The sequence below is a fragment of the Micromonospora rubida genome (assembly GCF_009908295.1).
In the GTDB taxonomy this organism is placed as follows: Bacteria; Actinomycetota; Actinomycetes; order Mycobacteriales; family Micromonosporaceae; genus Micromonospora; species Micromonospora rubida.
The window spans coordinates 403810-425949 of sequence record NZ_JAAALO010000001.1; the positions used below are offsets into that span (position 1 = coordinate 403810).

18 protein-coding genes, 1 pseudogene and 1 riboswitch are annotated in these 22140 nt (G+C 73.6%); of the genes and pseudogenes, 8 read left to right on the top strand and 11 right to left on the bottom strand.

The features are described from left to right. Window positions 1-221: 221 nt before the first annotated feature. Window positions 222-1997, top strand: a complete 1776-nt coding sequence (locus GVV04_RS32615) for a GNAT family N-acetyltransferase (protein WP_235965530.1) — start codon at window positions 222-224, stop codon at window positions 1995-1997. A gap of 118 nt (window positions 1998-2115) precedes the next feature. Beyond that, a complete protein-coding gene (locus GVV04_RS01700) occupies window positions 2116-2616 on the top strand; it encodes a hemerythrin domain-containing protein (RefSeq protein WP_161683955.1) in 501 nt (166 codons plus the stop codon). A gap of 159 nt (window positions 2617-2775) precedes the next feature. Here the strand turns inward: GVV04_RS01700 and GVV04_RS01705 are convergent, their stop codons facing one another. After that, entirely contained in the window at window positions 2776-3624 is an 849-nt protein-coding gene (locus GVV04_RS01705; protein ID WP_161683956.1) for a metallophosphoesterase family protein, read from the bottom strand. 142 nt (window positions 3625-3766) lie between these two features. Next, window positions 3767-3856: riboswitch (ZMP/ZTP riboswitch) on the top strand. 18 nt (window positions 3857-3874) lie between these two features. Here GVV04_RS01705 and GVV04_RS01710 point away from each other — a divergent pair. After that, window positions 3875-5314 carry a glycine hydroxymethyltransferase gene (locus GVV04_RS01710; RefSeq protein ID WP_161683957.1) on the top strand — a complete coding sequence of 480 codons (1440 nt, stop codon included), beginning with the start codon at window positions 3875-3877 and terminating at the stop codon, window positions 5312-5314. A gap of 109 nt (window positions 5315-5423) precedes the next feature. Here the strand turns inward: GVV04_RS01710 and GVV04_RS01715 are convergent, their stop codons facing one another. The 6 genes from GVV04_RS01715 to GVV04_RS01740 all read right to left on the bottom strand — a co-directional run bounded on the left by GVV04_RS01715 (window position 5424) and on the right by GVV04_RS01740 (window position 11742). After that, window positions 5424-5684 (bottom strand): hypothetical protein, encoded by a 261-nt coding sequence (locus GVV04_RS01715; protein WP_161683958.1) that lies wholly within the window; start codon window positions 5682-5684, stop codon window positions 5424-5426. 61 nt (window positions 5685-5745) lie between these two features. Then, complete coding sequence (locus tag GVV04_RS01720) at window positions 5746-7149, bottom strand: aminotransferase-like domain-containing protein (RefSeq protein ID WP_161683959.1); 1404 nt, start codon at window positions 7147-7149, stop codon at window positions 5746-5748. Further along, window positions 7098-8210, bottom strand: a complete 1113-nt coding sequence (locus GVV04_RS01725) for an alpha-hydroxy acid oxidase (RefSeq protein ID WP_161683960.1) — start codon at window positions 8208-8210, stop codon at window positions 7098-7100. The genes GVV04_RS01720 and GVV04_RS01725 overlap by 52 nt, the downstream gene beginning before the upstream one ends. Next, window positions 8203-9174 carry an alpha/beta hydrolase gene (locus GVV04_RS01730; protein ID WP_161683961.1) on the bottom strand — a complete coding sequence of 324 codons (972 nt, stop codon included), beginning with the start codon at window positions 9172-9174 and terminating at the stop codon, window positions 8203-8205. Before GVV04_RS01730 ends, GVV04_RS01725 begins: the two co-directional genes overlap by 8 nt. A gap of 9 nt (window positions 9175-9183) precedes the next feature. Then, the gene (locus GVV04_RS01735) at window positions 9184-10401 is read right to left on the bottom strand and encodes a cytochrome P450 (protein ID WP_161683962.1); all 1218 of its coding nucleotides are present in this window, start codon (window positions 10399-10401) and stop codon (window positions 9184-9186) included. Between the two features lie 69 nt (window positions 10402-10470). Further along, window positions 10471-11742, bottom strand: a complete 1272-nt coding sequence (locus GVV04_RS01740; RefSeq protein WP_161684599.1) for an SGNH/GDSL hydrolase family protein — start codon at window positions 11740-11742, stop codon at window positions 10471-10473. A gap of 377 nt (window positions 11743-12119) precedes the next feature. Here GVV04_RS01740 and GVV04_RS01745 point away from each other — a divergent pair, with 377 nt between their 5' ends. Both GVV04_RS01745 and GVV04_RS01750 read left to right on the top strand, forming a co-directional pair. Then, complete coding sequence (locus GVV04_RS01745) at window positions 12120-13694, top strand: AMP-binding protein (protein WP_161683963.1); 1575 nt, start codon at window positions 12120-12122, stop codon at window positions 13692-13694. 113 nt (window positions 13695-13807) lie between these two features. Further along, window positions 13808-15031, top strand: coding sequence for an MFS transporter (locus GVV04_RS01750; RefSeq protein WP_161684601.1), 1224 nt, complete (start codon window positions 13808-13810; stop codon window positions 15029-15031). A gap of 45 nt (window positions 15032-15076) precedes the next feature. Here the strand turns inward: GVV04_RS01750 and GVV04_RS01755 are convergent, their stop codons facing one another. Further along, a complete protein-coding gene (locus GVV04_RS01755; protein ID WP_161683964.1) occupies window positions 15077-15661 on the bottom strand; it encodes a hypothetical protein in 585 nt (194 codons plus the stop codon). Between the two features lie 563 nt (window positions 15662-16224). Between GVV04_RS01755 and GVV04_RS01760 the strand changes: the two genes are divergently transcribed. After that, on the top strand, window positions 16225-16923 hold the full coding sequence (locus GVV04_RS01760; protein ID WP_161683965.1) for an SGNH/GDSL hydrolase family protein: 699 nt from the start codon (window positions 16225-16227) through the stop codon (window positions 16921-16923). A gap of 41 nt (window positions 16924-16964) precedes the next feature. On the opposite strand, the gene GVV04_RS01765 is transcribed toward GVV04_RS01760, so the two are convergent. Both GVV04_RS01765 and GVV04_RS01770 read right to left on the bottom strand, forming a co-directional pair. Further along, a complete protein-coding gene (locus GVV04_RS01765) occupies window positions 16965-17708 on the bottom strand; it encodes an ABC transporter permease (RefSeq protein WP_161683966.1) in 744 nt (247 codons plus the stop codon). Window positions 17709-17734: 26 nt separating this feature from the next. Next, window positions 17735-18439: pseudogene (locus GVV04_RS01770) on the bottom strand (ABC transporter ATP-binding protein); the annotation flags it as partial. 132 nt (window positions 18440-18571) lie between these two features. On the opposite strand from GVV04_RS01770, the gene GVV04_RS34230 reads away from it, so the two are divergent. Together GVV04_RS34230 and GVV04_RS01780 are read left to right on the top strand one after the other, a co-directional pair. Next, the gene (locus tag GVV04_RS34230) at window positions 18572-20497 is read left to right on the top strand and encodes a sensor histidine kinase (RefSeq protein ID WP_161683968.1); all 1926 of its coding nucleotides are present in this window, start codon (window positions 18572-18574) and stop codon (window positions 20495-20497) included. After that, the gene (locus tag GVV04_RS01780; protein ID WP_161683969.1) at window positions 20461-21108 is read left to right on the top strand and encodes a response regulator; all 648 of its coding nucleotides are present in this window, start codon (window positions 20461-20463) and stop codon (window positions 21106-21108) included. Before GVV04_RS34230 ends, GVV04_RS01780 begins: the two co-directional genes overlap by 37 nt. Before the next feature lie 44 nt (window positions 21109-21152). On the opposite strand, the gene GVV04_RS01785 is transcribed toward GVV04_RS01780, so the two are convergent. Then, on the bottom strand, window positions 21153-22130 hold the full coding sequence (locus tag GVV04_RS01785; protein ID WP_328822153.1) for a phosphotransferase family protein: 978 nt from the start codon (window positions 22128-22130) through the stop codon (window positions 21153-21155). Window positions 22131-22140: the final 10 nt, after the last annotated feature.

Sequence of the window (22140 nt, forward strand, 5' to 3'; positions counted from 1 at the left end):
ACTGACCGCACGACCAGTGGTGGGGCCCGGCGCGCACGTGCCGGGCCCCACCCGTGCGGTCACCGGGCCAGGCCGACCATCATCACCAGGTGCGCCACGTCGGTCGGCGTCGGACCGCCGCGCGCCACGTCACCTGGAACACCGGTGGCGCCGAGGTGTGGGCGGCACGGGCGATGACTTCGCTCGTTGACAGGACCCGGTGGCCGGGGAAGGGTCTGGCCATGATCGGACACCTCGATGACGACCGGCTGAGCGCCTTCGGCAAGCCGGCGCGGGTCACGGTATGGCCCGCGCCCGACGCGTTGCTGGAGGTCGGTAACGCGGAGACCCTGCTCAGGATCGTCGAGCGGGACGGCTGTTTCGTGGTGGAGAAGCAGGACCGTGGCGGGGCGTGGCACCCCCAGATGTCCACCGAGTCGCTGACGGTCGCGCGCCGCTACCTGATCGGGGAGATCGGCGGCTGGGTGCGGGCCGCCGTGGAACGGGGACAGCGAGGGCCGTCCCCGGACGAGCCGCTTCGGGACGGTTTCACGTTGACCGACCTCGGGCCGGCGGGGCTCGTGCTGTCCTGGCGCGAGGCGTCCGGTGAGCGGTCGGCCCGCTTCCCCCTTGGCCCGGGGCGCGGCAGGGCCGTGCGGTTCGCCAGGCACGCCGATCTGTCGGAGGAATCGATCATGCGCCGGTTCGGCGGCACCGGGGCGACGCCGGACGCGCTGCCGCCCGGCACCACCGCCCCGGCCGACGCCGACACCGAGGAGCAGCGGATGGCGGCGCGCGAGATCGTGCGGTTGGTGCGCCGCGAGCTGCCGGCGGGAGCGGACCGCCTCACGATGCGCGCCGGCGTCCTGGCGACGGTCGACTGCTGCCGGTGGTGGACGGCGTGGGGCGAGCGGCGCGAGGAGATCCACCCCCCGGACGACCCCGCGCTCCGCGACGCGCTCCACGCGTCGCGGCGGGCCTCCTACCGGCCGGGCCTGGGTACGTGGTTCGGCCTGGAGCTGACCGTGACGTCAACGGGCGACGTGACGATGCGGTTCGACCACGACGACGAGCCGGTGTGGTGGTCAGAACCCGTCGACCCCACCGCGTACGTGGCGGAGCAGCGGTGCTTTCCCCGCGAGGAGACGCACCAGCCGCCGTGGCTGCGTCAGCGCCTGGCGCAGGGGCGTGCGCAACTGCCGCAGCGCCTGGTCGAGTGGGGCACCGAACTGTTCGGCCGGATAGCGCCGGGCGCCGAACTCGTCCACCACCTGCTGCCGGAGGACGACGCGGTGCTCGTCGTCCGCCCGGTCCGGGGCGGCGGTTCGATCTACGTCGCGCACGACGGGACCGTGCTGTACGTGGCGTCCGCCGTGCCGCCGCACCAGGCGCTCGAACTGTTCCGGTCCGGGCGGCGTACGCCCGCCGAGAAGTTCGTGGGACCGCAGGAGGATCCGCGTCCGGGGCGGGCAGGAGGCGGGGCGATGACGCTCCCGCTCCGCGAGTTCTCCCGCCCGCCGGATAGGCCGCGGGTGACCGGGCTTCAGCGGCTCGACGTCCAGCACGCCGACGCGCTGCTCCGCTTCGAGCGGGAGAACCGGGCGTACTTCGCCCGGTCCGTGCCGGACCGGGGCGACGACTACTTCGCCGGCTTCGACGTGCGACACGCGGGCCTGCTCGCGGAGCAGGCCGCCGGCCTGTGCCACTTCCACGTACTGGTCGACGGCGACGGGGTCGTGCTGGGCCGGTTCAACCTGGTCGACGTCACCGACGGCAGCGCGGAGCTGGGGTTCCGGGTGGCCGAGCGGGCGGCTGGGCGGGGCGTGGCGACGGACGGCGTGCGCCGCGTGATCGAGCTGGCCCGCGCCGGGTACGGGCTGCGCCGGCTGGTCGCGTCGGCCGCGCTGGACAACGCCGGTTCGCTCGGGGTGCTGCGGCGCACCGGTTTCGTCCCGGCCTGCGAGGTGCTGCTCGACGGGCGTCCCGGGCTTCGGCACGTCCGGGAGCTGGGGGCCTGACGCGGATCGACGCGCCCGCGTCGCCCCCGGGAGGCGGTCGACCCGACCGGGTGACGGCTGTTTCCGCAGCTCACCTCATGGGTACCGGAGGGATCACCAGCAACCGAGGGGGTCACGGGTGTCCACCGATGCCATCGTCCTGTTGAAAGAGGACCACAAGGAGATGCGCCGTCTGTTCAAGGCGTTCCAGGATGCCGAGGACGGGCCGGCGAGCCGGCGGCAGAAGCTGGTCGGGCAGATCCTGGAGGCCCTCACGGTGCACACCTACCTGGAGAACGAGGTGATGTATCCGGAGGTCCGCAAGCTGCTGCCGGACCTGGAGGACGACATCCTCGAGTCGTACGAGGAGCACCACGTCGCCGACCTGCTCTGCGCCGAACTGGCCGCCATGGATGCCGACCACGAGCACTTCAACGCCAAGACGACGGTGCTGATCGAGAACGTGCAGCACCACGTCGAGGAGGAGGAGCAGGAGTGGTTCCCGAAGGTGCGGGAGGCGCTCGGCCGCAACCAGTTGCAGGAGATCGGCGAGCGGATGATCGCGCTGCGCCCCGACGCGCCGCGCAGCCCGACCGAGCCCAAGGCGATCAAGAAGGCCGTCGACGCGGTCACCGCCTGAGCGCGCACGACCCTGGCCCGGGGCCCGGCCCAACGGCCGGGCCCGCCGTCGTCTCCACCGCCGATTTTTGGACGGTTGCCGTCCGCCGGTGGCTGTTCAGTCCCGTGGGAACGGCAACCGTCCAAGATCCGAGGTCGCCGAGCGCGGGGAGGGGGCGGGTCAGGTGGTGGGGGGTGGGGGGAGGATCTGGCGGAGCTGGCCGGGTGGGGCGGCGCGGGGGCGCCACTCCCGGGGGTAGCCCACCGACACCTCCTCGAAGCGCACCCCGTCGTGCCAGGTGGTGCGGGGGATGTGCAGGTGGCCGTAGACGGCCGCGACGGCGTCGTAGCGCAGGTGCCAGTCGGCGGTGGCGTCGGTGCCGCACCACTGGGCGAAGATCGGGTAGCGCAGGACCCGGGTCGGCTCTCGCACCAGCGGCCAGTGGCTGACCAGCACCGTCGGTATTGCCGGGTCGCGGGCGTCGAGCCGCCGGGCGGTCCCGGCCACCCGGGCCGCGCACCACGCCTGCCTGCTCGGGTACGGGTCGGGGTGCAGCAGGAACTCGTCGGTGCAGACGATCCCGGTGGCGTACGCCTCGGCGAGCGCCGCCTCTCGGGTGTCCAGCCCTTCGGGCCGCCAGCCGTAGTCGTACAGCAGGAACAGCGGCGCCACCAACGCCGGCCCGCCGGGGCCCCGCCACACCGGGTACGGGTCCTCCGGGGTGAGCACGCCCAGCCCCCGGCAGACCTGGACGAGGTGCCGGTAGCGGGCCTCGCCGCGCAGGGCGATCGGGTCGGCCGGGGGCGTCCACAGCTCGTGGTTGCCGGGCGCCCAGACCACCTTGGCGAAGCGGCGGCTGAGCAGGCCGAGCGCCCACTCGACGTCGGCCACGGTGTCGCCCACGTCGCCCGCGACCAGCAGCCAGTCGCCCGGCGAGCGGGGCCGCAGGCCCTCGACGATGTCCCGGTTCTCCGCGTACCCCACGTGCAGGTCACTGATGGCGAGCAACGCGCCGTCGTCCTTCGCCATCCGTCGATCCTACGGGAGGCAACTCCCGCCCCGGGAGGCACGGCGGCGACGGCCGGGTCGTGCGCTCGCCGCGTCTCTCCGCTCCCCCGCAGGCAGGGCCACGGAGGGCGGCCGGGGCGGCGGAGGCGGACCGGGTACGATCAGCACGGGCCGTGACTGGCGCGTGGGGATGGAAAACCATCGGGAAGCGGTCCCGTCATGAGGACGTTTGCCGAGCGCCTGGGCCTTCCGCACGTCACCAGGAGGTCGCATGTCGTCGCCGAATGCCGAGTCCACCGCCTTCCGCAGCGCCCTTGAGGTGATCCGGGCCGTGGAGCCCCGGGTCGCCGACGCGATCGGGGCGGAGCTGGCCGACCAGCGCGAGTCGCTCAAGCTGATCGCCAGCGAGAACTACGCCTCCCCCGCCACGCTGCTGGCGATGGGCAACTGGTTCAGCGACAAGTACGCCGAGGGCACGGTCGGCCGCCGCTTCTACGCCGGCTGCCAGAACGTCGACACCGTCGAGGCGCTCGCCGCCGAGCACGCCAAGGAGCTGTTCGGCGCCGCGCACGCGTACGTGCAGCCGCACTCCGGGATCGACGCGAACCTGGTGGCGTTCTGGGCGGTGCTGGCCGACCGGGTCGAGGCGCCGGCCCTGAAGAAGGCCCAGGCGCGGCACGTCAACGACCTGACCGAGGAGGACTGGTTCACGCTGCGCCGGGAGCTGGGCAACCAGCGGATGCTCGGCATGTCCCTGGACGCGGGCGGCCACCTCACCCACGGCTTCCGGCCGAACATCTCCGGCAAGATGTTCGACCAGCGCAGCTACGGCACCGACCCGGTGACCGGGCTGGTCGACTACGACAAGGTCGCCGAGGCGGCCCGCGAGTTCAAGCCGATGATCCTGGTCGCCGGCTACTCGGCGTACCCGCGGAAGGTAAACTTCCGGATCATGCGGGAGATCGCCGACTCGGTCGGCGCGACGTTCATGGTCGACATGGCGCACTTCGCCGGCCTGGTGGCGGGCAAGGTCTTCACCGGGGACTTCGACCCGGTGCCACACGCGCACATCGTCACCACCACCACCCACAAGTCGCTGCGCGGCCCGCGCGGCGGCATGGTGCTCTGCGGCCCGGAGCTGGCCGACCAGGTGGACCGGGGCTGCCCGATGGTGCTCGGCGGCCCGCTGCCGCACGTGATGGCCGCCAAGGCGGTCGCCCTGGCCGAGGCCCGCCGCCCCGACTTCGCCGACTACGCCCAGCGGATCGTCGACAACGCCCAGGCCCTCGCCGAGGGCCTGCTGCGCCGGGGCGCGAAGCTGGTCACCGACGGCACCGACAACCACCTGGTGCTGATCGACGTCTCCGGGTACGGGCTGACCGGCCGGCAGGCCGAGCAGGCGCTGCTCGACTCGGGCATCGTCACCAACCGCAACTCCGTCCCGCAGGACCCGAACGGCGCCTGGTACACCTCGGGCATCCGGATCGGCACCCCGGCGCTGACCACCCGGGGCCTGGGCGTCGCCGAGATGGACGCCACCGCCGAGCTGATCCACACCGTGCTCAACCAGACCGTCTCCGGCTCGAACGCCGACGGCACCCCGTCGAAGGCCAAGTACGTCCTCGAACCGGCGCTGGCCGACAAGGTCAGCCACCAGGCCGCCGAGCTCCTGTCGGCCTTCCCGCTCTACCCCTCGGTCACCCTGAGCTGATCCGCCCCTCCGCCCCCGCCGATCCTGGAGGCGTGGTGCCCGGAGACGGCTGGTTCACACCAGCCCGTCCCCCGCCACAAGTCCATGATCGGCGGGGCGGGGGCGAGGATCAGTCGAGGGGACGCTTGAGGTGGTAGCGGTGGACCTCGGTGCTGCCCTGGACGTTGTTCACGTCCTCGGCGGCGGAGACCAGCTCCCAGCCGTCCCGGCCGGCGCGGTTGAGGTGGGCGATCGCGGTGTCGCCGTACGCGGTGATGTCGGTGCGGGACCCGTCCGGGCCGTACCAGACGAACGAGACGTGGAAATTGCGTCCCTGCCCCTGGTAGCGGCGGACCAACAGCGCGTACTCCCATGCGACCATGCGATCCATTATGGCCGGTGCGTCCGGACGGCGAACGCACGGGGGGTGGCGGAACGGCGACAGTGCGGGGTCAGGCCAGCGCCGCCGGGGCCGCCGCCCGGGTCAGCTCGTCGGCGATCAGCGCGGCGAGGCGGTCCAGGCCGACGTCGATCTGCTCGCAGGTGACGGCGCTGATCGACAACCGCAGCGCGGCCACCGGGGCGGTGTCGTCGTAGAAGTGCGCCATCGGGGTCCACAGCACGCCGTACTCCTGCGCCGAGCGGCGCAGCAGCGCGTCGTCGACGGGGAACGGGACGGTCAGCACCGCGAAGAAACCGCCGGCCGGGACGTTCCAGGACACCGGGGAGGGCGCCGGGAACCGCCGCGCCAGGCCCGCCACCAGGTGGCGCAGGTTGCGGGCGTACGCGGCGCGGTGCCGGACGTTCGCCGCGACCAGGCTGCCCCCGTGGGCGAGCAGCGCGCCCCCGACCACCGCCTGGGCGATCGCCGAGGTGTTCACCGTGACCATGCTCTTGATCTTCGCGAGCTGGTCGGCGAGCGGCCCCACCGCTCCGTCGGAGCCCCGGACCCGCTGGTCGGCCACCACATAGCCGACCCGGGCCCCGGGCAGCACGGTCTTGGCGAACGAGCCGAGGTAGACCACCCGCCGGCCGGTGTCCAGGGCCTTGAGCGTCGGCACCCGCTGCGCGCCGTCGGCGTGGAACAGCCCGTACGGGTTGTCCTCGATCAGCAGCAGGTCCTCCTCCGCGGCGAGGTCGAGCAGCCGCCGCCGGTCGGCCAGGTCGATGCTGGTCCCGGACGGGTTGGCGAAGTCCGGCATCACGTAGCAGGCGCGCGGACGCAGCCCCTCGGAGCGGGCCCGGCGCACCTGCTGGCGCAGGTCGGCCAGGTCGATCCCGGCCGGGCCGCCGGCGACCGGGCGCACCGGCAGGTCCACCAGCCGGGCCGCCCCGGTGAGCCCCACGTACGTCGGGGCGACCGCGAGCAGCACGTCCCGGGGGTCGGCGCGCAGCGCGCGCAGCACCAGCAGCATCGCCTCCTGGCAGCCGACGGTCACCACGATCGACTCCGGGTCGACGGTGATCCGCTCGTCGACGGCGAGGTTGCGGGCCACCAGGTCGTGGATGATCCCCTTGGTCCGGCCGTACTGGAACAGGGTGCGGTGCACCTGCTCCGGGCCGTACCCGAGGTCGTCGACCAGGTGCGCCCGGAAGGTCTCCAGGTGCCGGTGCAGGTCGGCGACGTCGAAGAACTCCTCGTGCGGCCGGCCGGCGGCCAGCGACACCGCCGCCGGGTAGCGCTGGGCCACCTCGTTGAGGAAGTTCATCGAGTTCAGCGCCGGATCGTCCACCGCCGGGTGCAGGTCCGCGACGTCCAGGTCCACCTCCATGGCCGCCTCCACCGGTCGTCCACCGTCCACGTTCAGCCTCCCGTGATCGTCTGCAGGTCGCGGGCCTCGGCCGGGTCGGCGCACCCGGCGAGGGTGAGCGCGTCGCGCAGCTCGGCGGCGAGCAGCGCGAACGCGGCGTCGGCGCCGGCCCGCCCGCCGACGGCCAGCGCCCACAGCAGCGGCCGGCCGACCAGCACCCCCGACGCGCCGAGCGCCAGTGCGCGCAGCACGTCGACGCCGCCGCTGATCCCGCTGTCGACGAGCACCTCGCACCGGTCACCCACCGCGGTCAGCACCTCCGGCAGCATGGTGACGGCGGCCGGGGCCGCGTCGAGCTGCCGCCCGCCGTGGTTGGACACCACCACCGCGTCCGCGCCCGCGTCGGCGGCGAGCACCGCGTCGCGGGGGTCGAGGATCCCCTTGACCACCAGCGGCAGGTCGGTCTGCCCCCGCATCCAGTCGACGTCGGACCAGGTCAGGGCGGGGGCGAAGACGGCGCTGGTGTGCCGGGCCACGGCGGAGGTGCCGGGGATGCCGGCGTGCGCGAGGTCGTCGCGGCTGCCCGGCAGGTTGGCCGCGCTCACCTCCCGCGGCAGGGCGAAGCCGTTGCGCACGTCGCGCAGCCGGGGGCCGAGGATCGGCACGTCGACGGTGACCATGAGGGCGGTGCAGCCGGCCCGGTGCGCCCGGTCCACCAGCTCCCGCACCATCCCCCGGTCGCGCAGCCAGTAGAGCTGGAACCAGACCGGGCCGCCGACCGCCGCGATCTCCTCGACGGTGGTGCTGCTCAGCGTGCTCACCACGTACGGCACCCCGGCCGCGTGGGCCGCCGCCGCGAGCGCCGGCTCGCCGTCGGGGTGCACCAACCGCTGGTACGCCATGGGTGCCACCGCCACCGGCAGGGCGTACGGCCGGCCGAGCAGCGGGGCGTCGGTGCGGGGCCGGTCGACGCCGCGCAGCATCCGGGGCAGCACGGCGATCCGGTCCAGCGCGGCCCGGTTCCCCGCGAGGGCGGTCTCGGTGCCGCTGCCGCCGGCCACGAAGTCGTACACCTCGGGCGGGAGGACGTCGCGGGCCAGGGCGGCGAAGTCGGCGAGGCTCGCCGCGAGCGGCACCCCGCCCGGGACGGGGGCCGGGTCAGTCATCGACGGCTCCCGCCTCGGAGAGGAGCGCCGGGGCGGTCCCGAGCCGCTCACGCAGGAACGCGGCGGCCCGGTCCTGGGCCCGCCGGCCCGCGTCGAACGCGCCCGGCATGGCGAAGAACCCGTGGATCATCCCGTCGTAGCGGGCCAGCTCGACCGGCACCCCGGCGTCGCGCAGGCGGGACGCGTACCGCTCCCCCTCGTCGCGCAGCGGGTCGTACTCGGCGGTGACGACCAGGGCCGGCGGCAGGCCGGTCAGGTCCTCGGCGAGCAGCGGCGAGGCGAGCGGGTCCTCGGCCGTGGCCGGGTCGGGCAGGTAGTGCCCCCGGTACCAGGCCACCGAGTGCCGGTTGAACAGCAGCGGGTCCTGCTCGCCGGCCGGCTCGTCCCGCCGGCGCTGGTCGGTGTTCGGGTAGACCAGGAGTTGGGCGGCGAGCGCCGGCCCGCCCGCGTCCCGGGCCAGCAGGGTGACCGCGGCGGCGAGGTTGCCGCCGGCGCTGTCCCCGCCGACGGCCAGCCGGTCCGGGTCGACCCCGAACTCGTCGGCGTGCCCGGCGAGCCAGCGCACGGCGGCGTGGCAGTCGTGCACGGCCGCCGGGAACGGGTGTTCGGGGGCCAGCCGGTAGCCGACGGTCACCACCTGGCAGCCGGCGGCGTTGGCCAGCCGGCGGCAGATGCCGTCGGCTGTGTCGACGCTGCCCAGCGTCCAGCCGCCGCCGAAGAAGTAGACCAGCGTGGGCAGCAGGCCCGCCCCGGCCGGCCGGTGCACGCGGATCGGGAGGTCCCCGGCGGGGCCGGGGACGACTTCGTCGCGTACCTCGTGCACCGGCTCGACGTCGCCGCCGCCGGCCCGGATCGCGGCCAGGTCGGCGGCGCGGGCCTCGGCGAGGGACTGGGTGTACAGGGGCGTGCCGCCGGCCGCCGCACGGGCGGCCCGGTACTCGATCACCTGCGGGTCCAGGGGCATGCCGGTCTCCTAACCGCCGGTAGTGACGAACAGCTTGTCGATGCCGCGCAGGAACAGACTGCCGCTGTACACCGGCGTCTGGGTGATCCGCAGCTCGGGGAAGCGGGCGAACAGCCTGGGCAGGGCCAGCCGGCCCTCCAGGCGGGACACCGCCGCGCCGAGGCAGAAGTGCAGGCCGACGCCGAAGGCCAACGACGGCGGGCCACCCCGGCGCGGATCGAAGCGGTCGGGGTCGGGGAAACGGGCCGGGTCCCGGTTCGCGGCGGCGATCAGCAACATCACGTTCTCGCCCTCGGCCACCGGGACGCCGTGCAGGACGGTGTCCCGGGGCGCGGCGCGGGCCAGGAAGTGCACGGGGCTCTGCATCCGCAGCACCTCGTCGACACAGCCCCGGGTCAGCTCGTCGTCGCCGGGCAGGGCGGCGGCCACCTCGGGGTGGTCGAGCAGCAGCGGCAGGCCGTTGCTGAACATGTAGACGGTGGTGACGAAGCTGGCGTTGAACAGGACGATCAGGTTGCTGATCAGCTCGTCCTCGGTGAGGTTCACGTCGCCGGAGTCCAGCGCCTCGACCAGGCCGCTGACCAGGTCCTCACTGGGGGCGCGGCGGCGGTCGGCGATCAGCTCCCGGTAGTACGCGCGCAGCTCGGTGGCGGCGGTGTTGGCCTTGGCCAGCCGCTCCGGGGTTCCCCCGCCGAGGTCCAGGAAGTCGTCGATCCGCTCGACCCGCTCGCGGTACCAGGCCAGGTCGGCCTCGGGCAGGCCGATGAACTCGGCCATCACCAGCGCCGGGAGCGGGTACGCGAAGTCGGCCACGAAGTCGACCTCGGCCCCACCGGCGCCGGCCTCGGCCATCTGGTCCAGCAGCCGGCCGGTGATCCGATCGATCACCGGTTCCAGGGCGCCAAGCCGGCGCGGCGTGAACGTCTTGGCGAACACCGCCCGCATCCGGGTGTGGTCCGGCGGGTTGATGAACATCATCGAGGACTCGAAGGTGCGCAGGATCTCGTGCTGCTCCCAGCCCGGCGGCGACTGCTTCGTCCACTCCGGGTCGCGCAGCATCTGGTCGACCAGGTCGTATCCCCCGGCGACCGCGGCGACGGTGCTCTGCGCGGCACGGTTCGGGATCTCGCGGATGGGGCCCAGCTCGTGCAGGGCCGCGTACAAGGGGTACGGATTCTGCCGGCCCTGTTCGCCGTACAGGCTGGTCAGCAGCTCTTGAACGTCCATCGTGGTGCTTCCTCCCCAGGAATTCAGAGACGGGGCGGCGGGGGGATCGCCCCCGCCGCCCCGCCGGTGTCACAGACCGAGCAGACGCAGCGGCACCGCGTTGGCGATCGCCTGGTTGCCCAGGTCGTTCGGGTGGATGTGGTCACCCGAGTCGTACGCCGGGAGCAGCCGGCTCGGCTGCGCCGGGTCGCGCAGCACCTTATCGAAGTCGAGGACCCCGTCGAACTCCCGGCTGCCGCGCAGGTACGCGTTGACCGCCTGGCGGGTGGCCTCCTTCTCCGGCGTCCACACCCCCTCGACGCCGTGCCCCTGGTACGGGGTCAGCGTGCCCACCAGGCTGGTCAGGCCGCGGGCCTTGACCTGCTGGTTGATCTGCCGCAGCGAGGCGATGATGTTCTCGGCGGAGTCGCCGGACATCCAGATGTCGTTGATGCCCAGGTGGGTGACGACGGTCTGCACGCCGGTCTGCGGGAAGACGTCCTCGTTGAGCCGGGCCAGCCCGTTCGGGCCCAGCTCGTAGTAGCCGGGGAAGCCGCCCGTGCCGGGCTCGGTGCCCTCGTGGTTGAGCCGGTTGCCGGCCAGGCTGAGGTTGAGCACGCCCGGCGTGCGCACCTCGGGACGGCCGTCGATCAGCCGGTCGGCGAGCAGGTCCGGCCAACGCTTGTTGGAGTTGACCGAGCTGCCGTTGCCGTCGGCGATCGAGTCGCCGAGGACGACCACCGAGCCGGGGCTCTGCCGCCGCTGCACGTCCACGCCGGACAGGAACATCCAGCAGCAGTCGGGGCGGGTGGTGAATCCGGTGCCCGCGGCGGCGCCGGTCAGGTCGGTGGCGCCGATGAACGTGGTCTGCCGGGACTGGCCGTGGAAGGTGACCGGCCCGGTCAGCACCGGGAAGTACAGCGTGACGACCAGGTCCTCCTGGTCACCGACCGGGAAGTCGATCGGGTCGCTGAGCAGCTCGGCGCCCCGGTTCATGGTGACCGTGGCGGAGCCGTCGAACTTCAGCTCCCGGACGCTGGCGGCGGTGACGTCCGACAGGTCCGTCGGGGTCGAGGCGTCCGGTCGGGCGACGGTGGCCCGGCCGACCTTCACGGCCTGCTCGCCGTAGACGTTGCTGAGTCGGATGCGCAGCCGTGGGCCGCCCACGGTGGTGTGCACGATCATCCGGATGCTGTGGTTGTTCAGGCCGGTGTTGGTCAGGCCGGCGCTGTTGCCCCGCGTCACCGCGGCGGCCCAGCTGCCCGCCCACACGGGAGCGCCGGGGCGCTCCCCCTTGTCCGGTCCGGCGGTCGCCACCACGGCCGGCGCCCCCACGACCAGTGCCGTGGCCACGGCCGCGATCATTTGCCATCTCTTCGGGGCTTTTGTCAAGTGCCATCTCTTCGGAGTCGACATTGAACCTCCATGTTGGCCCAGGGTCGTCCACTGACGACAGCTGCCTGGACGATGGTCCAGAAACCTAGCGGCGCCCCTGAGAGGCGTCAATCAACCTGATCGACAAGATCAAATGACGTCGAGGTGCGGCGGGGCACCGATCGGCCCTGTGCCGGGTGGGCCCGCGCGGCCTAGGCTCGAAGCGGCGGCGGTGCGGTCGTCGAAGCGCCCCGCCGTCGCCGCGTCCTGACCGTGAACTGTCCGGACGCCGCTCGCGGCCGGTCATCGCGGGTGCCTCACCGGGTCGCCACCGATCGCCGCCGAAAAGCTGATGGGGGCTGGCGATGACTGACGGGTCCAACCGACCGACGACCTACGTCCACGAGGCGCTGGAACTGTTCGCCGGCTTCGGCGACCGGGAGGCGCTGGTGGGTGGCGGACGCCGATACACCTATCTGGACGTGGCCGCCGAGGTGCGCGGCATGGCCGGCGCGCTGGCCCGGGGCGGGGTCCAGCCGGGCGCCGCGGTGCTGGTGATGCTCGGCAACGCGGTGGAGGGTCCGCTGCTCCAGCTCGCCCTGCACCTGCTGGGCTGCCGGACGATGTGGATCGCCCCGGTCACCTCCCGCCGAGAGGTCGACGACTTCGTCCGGCTGTCCCGCCCCGAGGCGTTCGTCTACGACGCCCGCACCGGCGACGGGTTGGGCGCGGAGATCGCCGCCGGGCTGGCCGGCGTACCGGTGCTCTGCCTCGGCCCGGGGGGTGCGGGTCCGGACCTGACCGCCGCCGACCGGGACGCGGCCGCCGGGCTGCCCGGCGACGTGCCGGAGCCGGAGTCGTTCCTACAGACCAGCGGCACCACCGGCACCCCGAAGCTGGTGCACCACCGGGAGAGCTTCTACCGGCAGATCCTCACCCTGGCCGCGGGCTTCCGCGCCGGCGGGGTCCCCCTGCTGCGGCACCTGTCCCACTCGCCGATGTGGCTGGCCAGCGGGCAGATCACCACACTGGTCAACCTCTTCAGCGGTGGCGTGCTGTTCCTGCGCGAGCAGTGGGACCCGGCGACGTTCATCGCCACCGTCGGCCGGGAGCGGATCAACTCGACGTTCGTCACCCCGCCGATGCTCTACGAGGTGCTCGACCACCCCGACATCGACGGCGCGGACTTCTCCGCGATGTTCATGTTCAACGTGGGCGCCGGGCCCGCCGCGCCCGCCCGGCTGCGGCAGGCCATCGCGCGCTTCGGCCCGTGCCTGCGCATCGTGTACGGCCTCAGCGAGGCCGTCGTGATCACCGCCCAGCCGGGGCTGACCGAGGACCCGGAGCACCCGGAGCGGCTGCGCTCCTGCGGCAGGCCCTACGGCGACGTGGCCGTGGAGATCCGCGACGCCGACGGCGCGGTGCTGCCGTCAGGGGTCGACGGCGAGGTGTGGGTGCGTACGAAGCTGAGCTTCGCCGGCTACCACGGCCAGCCCGAGCTGACCGCCGAGACCCTGGTCGACGGCTGGGTACGGACCCGCGACATCGGCCACCTGGACTCCGACGGGTACCTCTACCTCGTCGACCGGCTCCAGGATCGGATCCTCACCCGGCAGCGGAGCTGGCCGATCTACTCGCGGCCGATCGAGGACGTGCTGGCGGGCCACCCGCAGGTGCGCGCCGCCGCCGTGATCGGGGTGCCCGACGAGGTGGCCGGCGAGCTGCCGCACGCGTACGTGGTGCCGGCGCCCGGGGCGACGGTGACCGGGGCGGAGCTGATCGAGCTGGTCACCGCCGAGCTGAGCGAGACGTGGGCGCCCGGCGCGGTGGAGTTCGTCGACGCGCTGCCACTCAACCGCTCGGCGAAGGTGGACAAGCGGGCGCTGCGCGAACGGTACGCCGCCGGTCGCCCCGCCGACCCCGTCGGCAGCCCGGCGTGACGACCGACGCCGCCCCCGAGCCTGTGGTGAAGACCCCGGGGGCCACGCGGGAGGCGGACGTGCCGGCCGACGCCGAAGGCCGGCCCGGCGTGAAGGGCGCCCGGCCGCCCGGCGTGGCCGCCGCCCGGCGGGAACTGATCACCCTGGTCGCCGCCGACCTGATCTCCAACCTGGGCAGCCGGATCTCGGTCATCGCCATTCCGTGGCTGGTGCTGACCACCACCGGCAGCCCGGCGAAGATGGGCATCGTCGCGGCGGCGGAGTTCCTGCCGTACATGCTCTCCAGCTCCCTGGCCACGCCGTGGGCGGACCGGTTCGGGGTGCGACGCACCTCCATCGTGGTGGACGCCGCGAGCGCGGCGGCCATGGCCGTGGTGGCGCTGACCCCGTGGCTCGGCTTCGGGGCGCTGGTCGTCCTGGTCGCGTTCGCCGGCGGGCTGCGCGGCATCGGCGACCGGGTCAAGCACGTGATGTTCCGGCCGGCGGCGCAGCGCGCCGGGGTGGAGCTGATCCGGCTCACCTCCGCCTACGACGGCCTGGCCCGGGGGGTCACCCTGTTCGGGGCGGTGATCGGCGGCCTGCTCATCGACTGGGTCGGGGTGACCCGGGCCATCTGGATCGACGCGGGCAGCTTCGCGCTCTGCGCGCTGCTGGTCGGGATCCTGGTGCGCCCACCGGCCGCCGACGCGCCGGCCGCGCCCCGGGAGAGCTACTTCCGGGCGCTGCGCACCGGCTTCGCCTACCTGCGCACCGACCGGGTGCTGCTGGCCATGCTGCTGGTGGTCTCCGCGCTGAACATGATGGCCGCGGCCAACACGACCGTGTGGCTCCCGGTCTGGATCCGCGACGTGCTCGGCGACCCCGCCGGCTTCGGCCTGGTGCTCGGCGTATTCGGCGCGGGGGCGCTGCTGGGCAACGTGGTCTTCACGGCGATCGGCCCCCGGCTGCCCCGGACGCTGGTCTTCGCCGTCGGCGCCGCGTTGAGCGGCGCTCCCCGAATGCTCACCATGGCCGTCACCGACCACCTGGTGGTGGTGCTGGTGGTGACGTTCCTGTCCGGGATCGGGATCGCCGCCGTCAACCCGCTGCTCGGGGCGACCCTCTACGAACGGGTGCCGGACGCGCTGCAGACCCGGGTGCTCGGCATCGCCGGCTCGCTGGCCTTCGTCGGGCTGCCCATCGGTGGCCTGGTCGGCGGCTGGTCGGTGGCGGCGCTCGGGCTCAAGCCGGCGCTGCTGGTGATGGCGGTGGTGTGCGCGGTGCTGACCGTGGGGCCGCTGCTCGTCGGCCCGCTGCGGGCGGGCCGGTCACGACCCCGGCCGGCCCCGGCGGGCTGAGCGCCGGCCTCGACGCCCGCCGGTCCCGAGTCGGCGAACCCAGCCCTACCGGCCCGGGACCGGTGGGCTCGGCGGGCCGGCCGGGTTCGCCTCCTCCGCGCCGGGCGCGGTGGCGGGACGCCGTCGGCCGGCCAGCTCGGCACGCAGCCGGCCGACCCCCGGGGCGAGGCCGAACAGGGGCACCCGAATCTCGTACGGCCGCTGGGCTTGGGACTGGCTCCACAGGCCGCTGCGGCTCCACTCCCAGCGGTTCAGCGCCGGCCGGACGCGGCCCGGGTCGGCCGGCTCCAGGACCAGGATCGGCCTGCCCCGGCCGCGTACCTCGGCGACCGCCAGGTTGTCCCGGTCGATGGTGAGCGACCCGCCATCGGGACGGGTCACCACGATCTGCCCCTCGGTCAGCAGCAGCGGGAGGCCGACGTGCTTCTGCGCCTGGACGTACGCAACGACCGCCGCGAGCAGAGGGATCAACAGTTGCGGGAACAGGCCGACGCCAGCCACGCCGAAGAGGAGGCGGCGCGTCAGCCAGGCGACCGCCATGACGACCAGTGCTCCTGCGGCAAGGTACAGCAGCGTCCTGCGACGGGACCACCGGAACCGCACCTCCCCCGGCGCGCTCACGGTATTCATGACCCCTGATTGCCGGTTCCGCCCGTCGGCAAACGGGTGACACCGCGGGAAACGGTGGCGTTGGGCGGGAGGGGTGGCGCTGATGTCCACGCGGGCTCCGGCGTCGTCGCCGGTCGGCGGTCGGCGGTTGGCGGTTGGCGGTCGACGGATGGCGGTCGGCGGATGGCGGATGGCACCTGTGGCGGCTCCTTTGCTCTGCTGCCCCCGCTGCAACGCGCGGGTCGCGGCGACTCCTGCCCTGCGTTCGTGCTGGTCCGCGACGTGCGGCGGCCGCCTGGTCCGCGACGTGTAGCGGCCGTCTGGTGCCGGTGTTGCGGTGACGGCAGCAGCGCAAAGGGGCGGGGAGGCATCACCGGACGGCCGACGGCTCCTCCCAGCAACCGCCGACAGAACCCCGGCTGACTTCCGGGACAGGCCCCCGCCGAGCAGCGCGCCGAGCAGCAGGCCGAACCGTGCGCCGAACCGCAGGCCGAACGCGGTCGGCACAAGGCTCACGCCGAGGCCGCCGAGCACGTTGAAGGCCTCGATGGCGGGGTTCCCACCCCGCTGCTAGCGTGCCGATCATGGCATCGACCCTGACCGAGGCGACCGATCCGCACTGCCTGCGCGCCGGGGAGAGCGCGCGGCTGCTGGCCGGTCACCCGTGGCGGCGGTTCGTGGTGCTCGGCGACAGCGTCGCCGAAGGCCTGTGCGAGCCGGTCGACGGGTACCCGGACGTGCAGTGGGCCGACCGGATCGCCGCCGAGCTGAACGCGGCCCAGCCCGGGCTGGCGTACCGGAACCTGGGGTTGCGCGGGTTGCGGGCGCACGAGGTCCGCGCGGCGCAACTCGGCCCGGCGGTCGAGTTCGGCCCGGACCTGGCCCTGGTGGTGTGCGGCGGCAACGACGCGTTCCGCCAGGCGTACGACGCGGACGCCGTCGACGCCGAGCTGGCCGCGATCGTCACCGGCCTCCAGGCGGCCGGGGCGGACGTGATCACGGTGGGGATGTTCGACGTGTCGCACAGCCCGGCGGTGCCGGAGCGGCTGCGCGAGGCCCTGGGCGGGCGGATGCGCCGGCTGGCGGCGCGCACCCGCGCGCTGGGCGAGCGGCTGGGCACCCTGCACGTGCACCTGACCGACCACCCGGCGGTGGCCGAGGCGGGCCTGTACAGCACTGACGGCCGGCACGGCAGCGCCCGCAGCGACGCCATCGCCGCCGCCGAGACGATCCGCCGCCTCGGCGCCCACCTGGCCGTTCGAGGTGAGGCGGACACCCCTTGACCTACGGGACGTCGGCGGTGACCGTCTCCCCCGGTCGCGGCTCATTCCCAGCGGAAGTAGCGGGCCGCCAGTCCGCCCAGCACCACGGTGAACGCCACCATCACGGCCAGGTGCAGCAGCGTGGGCCACGAGCCCGCCCAGGCGTCCTGCACGGCCAGGGACGCGGCCCCCAACGGGGTGAAGTCGGCGATCTTCCGCACCAGGTCCGGCATCTGCGGCCCCGGCGTCCACACCCCGGCGAAGAACATCATCGGGAAGTAGATCAGCTGGCCGACCCCCATCGAGGCCCGGGCGCTCGGCGTGACCGCCGCCACGAGCAGCGCGAGGGCGCACATCGCGCTCGCCCCGAGCGTGAACGCCAGCACGAAGCCGACCGCGTTGCCGGGCGGCGGGACGTCGAAGACGGTCGCCGCCACCAGCCAGGCCAGGCCGCACGCGACCAGCAGTGCGGCGACGTTCACGGCCACCTGCGCGACGAGCAACGCCGTCGGCGAGACCGGGGTCGTCGACAGCCGGCGCAGGATGCCCCGCTCGCGGTAGCTGCCCACCACGCCCACCAGCGTCATCATCGTCACCGTCGCGATGGCCAGCGTCATGGTGATGGGCAGGTAGACCTCCAGGGGAAGGCGGCCGTCCAGCTCGTCCGCCGGCTCCCGAATCCCCGGCATGGCCAGGCCGAGCACCAGGATCAGCAGGGCCGGAAACGCGATGGCGAAGAACATGCCGACCGGATCCCGGAGAAACAGCTTCGCCTCGACTCGAATGATCTTGGCAAGGGCGGTCATCAGATACTCCTGGCAGAGGTGAGGGAGAGGATCGCGTCCTCGAGGGTGGGCCGTTCGACGCCGGGCACTTGGGCACCGGCGATCAGGTTGCGGGGAGTGTCGACGGCGACGACCCGGCCCGCCGCGACGACCGCCAACCGGTCACACAGGCGCTCCGCCTCGTCCATGAAGTGGGTCACGAGCAAGACCGTGACGCCACGGTCCCGGACGTGGCGGATCAGCTCCCACGTGTCGCGCCGCGCCTGCGGGTCCAGGCCCGTGGTCAGCTCGTCCAGGATCGCCACCGACGGGTTGCCGACCAGTGCGAGCGCGATCGACAGCCGCTGCTTCTGGCCGCCGGAGAGCTTCGCGAACACCGTGTTCCGTTTGGGGCCCAGGCCCAGCTCGTCCATCAGCGCCCGCCAGTCGGCCGGATGCGGATAGAACGAGCTGTACAGGTCGAGCACCTCCCACACCTTGATCCGATCCGGCAGCTGGCTCTCCTGGAGTTGGATGCCCAGCTTCTGCCGCACCGCCGCGCGGTCCCGGCGCGGGTCCAGCCCCAGCACCCGTACCGTGCCGGAGTCCGCGGTCCGGAGCCCCTCGATGCACTCCACGGTGGTGGTCTTGCCGGCGCCGTTCGGGCCGACAAGCCCGAAGATCTCGCCCTCGTCCACGCTCAACGACACATCGGCGACGGCCACCTGATCGGCGTACTGCTTGCGGAGGTTCCGCACCTCGATGACTGGCATGCCGACAACGCTAGGAATCTCACCGGCCGCGGATAATGGGTCCAGCTGCCCGGTGGGTGGTGTACCCAGCTCCACCCCTGGCCGGTAGCCTGCCCCAGTGCGGCGGCGGTCGGTGAGAAGAAGACTCGGTCCGTGACTCGCTTCGCGCTCGCCATACCACGTTGCGTTGCCCTGGTCGCGCTGAGCGTGGCCGGGTTCGCCTACGGGCATGTCCTCGTGGTCGCCGCCACCCTGGTGGTCACCTACCCGCTCGCCGTCTCCGGCCAGTACCGGCTGACCGCGCTGGCCCGCCGGCTCGCCCGCGCCTGGGCTGGGGCCGTCCTCCCCGACCCCGTCCGGTCGCTGCCACCCACACCGCACCGGCGCGAGGACGGCTGGTACGCCCACGACGACACGGTGTTCAGGTCGCCACGGGTGCCGGCGTTCCTGCTCAAGCTGGACCACTACGCGAAGGACCCGACGGTCGGCCGGGAATGGCTGTGGCTGATCCTCACCCCGGTCATCGGCGCGGTCCCGATCCTGGTGCCGCCCGCGCTGATCGCGGCCGGCGTGTTCCTGCTCGCCTCGCCCCCCTGGCCACTCGCGTGGTCGGTGCCGGCGGCCGGCGGGGCCGTTGTGGCCGCGTTCCTGCTGGCTCCGGGCGCTCTGCGGGCGTACGGGCTGTGGGCCGGCGTGCTGCTGGGAACCGGGGAGCCGCCGCAGACGGCGGTCAGCCGATGGGTCACCCGGACGTCGGCCGCAACCTGGCGGGGGGCCGGCCTGGCCGGGCTGACCCTCGCCGGGTTCGGCGGCCTGCTGCTCAACCTGCTCGCCGCAGCCCTGTCGTGGGGCGGGCTGCTGCCGTACACCCTGCCGGTCACGCGGTCACTGGTGGAGCTCTACCGGCGCCACGTCGGCCGGTGGACGGGCACCGACCTGCCCGCACCGTACCGGCCCTACCCGCCGGCGCCCAGCCCCGGTAAGGACGGCAGCTACCGGGTCGGGCGGGTCCTGTACACCGACCTCCCGGCAGCCGTCCAGGGTCAACGGCCAGGGTGGCTGCTCGGCGACCCGGCCACCTGGCGGGACCAGCTGTGGTCACTGGGCTCGGTCGCCCTGGCCCCGCTCTCGTTCGTCCCGGCGGTCCTGGTCGGCCTCGGGTTCTACGGCCTGTTCTGCCAGCCCCTGACCTGGGTGGGCTGGGCGGTGCCGATCGGCCTGTTCACCGGCTACTGGGTCACCCCGTTCTACCTGTGGTTCGGTATCGAGCACATCCAGCCCGACGCGTCGTGGTTGCCTGGCTGGGCGAGCATGACCGCCGGGCTGGCCATGGCGCTGCTCGGGCTCGGCCTGGCCAGCCCGCTGATGCGGCTGCGGCTGTGGTGGGACCGGCTCCTGCTCACCCCCACGGCGGCCACCGTGCTCGCCTCGCGGGTCGCGCACCTTGCCACGACCCGGGCCGACGCCGTCGACGTACAGGCGACCGAACTGCGCCGCATCGAACGCGACCTGCACGACGGCGCCCAGGCCCGGCTCATCGCCGTCGGGCTCGGCCTGGCCGCCGTCGCACGACTCATGGAGACCGACCCGGTGCGGGCACGCCGGGTGCTGGAACAGGCGCAGGAGACGTCCGCCGCCGCGCTGGCCGAGCTGCGCGACCTGGTACGCGGCATCCATCCGCCGGTGCTGGCCGAGCGCGGACTCGGCGACGCGATCCGGGCGATCGCGCTCGACACCCCGCTGCCGGTGGACGTGGACGTCGACCTGCCCGGCCGGCTCGACGCGCCGGTCGAGTCGGCCGCCTACTTCGTCACCTGTGAGGCCCTCACCAACGCGGCCCGCTGCGCGTCCCACATCTCGATCTCGCTGTCCCACCGCGACGGGGTGCTCCGGGTGGTGGTGACCGACGACGGTCCCGGCGGGGCCGACCCGACCAGGGGAACCGGGCTGCGCGGCATCCAACGGCGGCTCGCTACATTCGACGGGACCATGACCCCACACAGTCCGCCCGGCGGACCCACCGTCGTCACCATGGAGATCCCGTGCGCGTCGTCCTCGCCGAGGACCTCCACATCCTGAGGGATGGGCTGGTCCTGCTCCTCGAAAGCCACGGCTTCACCATCGCCGAGGCCGTCGGCGACGGGCCGGCGCTACGCGCCGCCCTGGCCCGGCACCGGCCCGACGTGGCCATCGTCGACGTGCGGCTACCGCCGACCTTCACCGACGAGGGCCTCCAGGCGGCGCTGGCCGCCCGGCGGGACGTTCCCGGCCTGCCGGTGCTGGTGCTGTCCCAGCACGTCGAGCAGCTCTACGCCCGGGAGTTGTTGGCCGACGGGGCCGGCGCGGTCGGCTACCTGCTCAAGGACCGCGTCCTGAACGCCGACCAGTTCATCGACGCCGTACGCCGGGTCGCGTCGGGCGGCACCGCGATGGACCCCGAGGTAATCGCGAAGCTGTTGACGGCCGGCGGCACCGCCTCGCCCCTGGCCCGACTCACGCCGCGCGAGCGCGACGTCCTCGAACTCATGGCCCAGGGGCGTTCCAACGCCGCCATCTCGCAGCGGCTGTTCCTCAGCGAGAGCGCCGTGGGCAAGCACACCGCGAGCATCTTCGACAAGCTGCGGCTCCCCCCGTCGTCCGACGACAACCGCCGCGTCCTGGCCGTGCTCACCTACCTCAACAACACCTGAACCCCGGATGCACGCCCGCCCGCACGGTCCTCGCCGCCACCGGCTCAGGCGAGCTGGTCCAGCGTCCTGGCGACGTTGTGCTCGGCGATCGCACGCATGCCGGCCCGGTCGGGGAAGTCGCCGTCGAGCAGGCGTAGCGGGCCCGCCACCAGCGACAGGTGCAGCGCGAGCCGGTAGAGGCGCATCCGGTCCTCGTCGAGACCCTGCACGGCCAGCGCCGGGTAGGCTTCGCCGAAGCGCAGTTCGAGGAAGGCGTGCTCCCACTCCACGTCGAGGAAGACCGCACCCTCGATGTCGACGAGCACCGGATGGTCCCGCGCGTCCACGAGCACGTGGTCCGGGCCGAGTTCCCCGTGGATCAGGCCGTAGCGGGAACGGGGTGCCACAGCGGCGTACCGCTCGGCGAGGGCCCCGGCGAGACGGTCCCGCACGGCGGCGATCCGCTCGACCCGGGCGGCGGCATCGGCCAGGTCGCCGAACGCCCGGTCGAGGATGATCCGCTGCACCGACCGGCCCGCCGTCGGCCCGTCGAGCCCTGGTCGGCCGTGCCGGTCGCGGCGGCGGGCGTGCATGGCCCGCACGGCGTCACCGAGCCGGTCCAGCACCACCCCGGCGCGTCGCGGATCACGTCGACACAGGTCCTGCAGGGTGCCGCCCCGGACGTCCTCCACCACCGCCACCTCGCCGGGCACGAGCCGTGCGGTGGGGGCGAGCAGCAGCCCGGGCACCCGCACCCCGGCGGCGGTTAGTTCCCGGTACGCCGCCGTGAACAGGTCGGCCCCGGTCGCATGCCCGAACGGGTCGTCCGGGTCCGGGGCAGACGGTGCCGGCCAGTAGTCCTCCGTGGGGTGCCACACGTAGGCGATGCCGGTGGACCCGTCGTCGAGGGTCAACCGGTAGACGCCCTTCTTCGTGCCGCCGGTCAGCCGTTCGACCGAGAGCAGCGCCCGCTCCCGCCCGAACGCCGCCCACCCCACCGCGCGCAACCCGTCGACCGTCAACCCCACCCGAGCCCCGTCCACCCGCCCATCC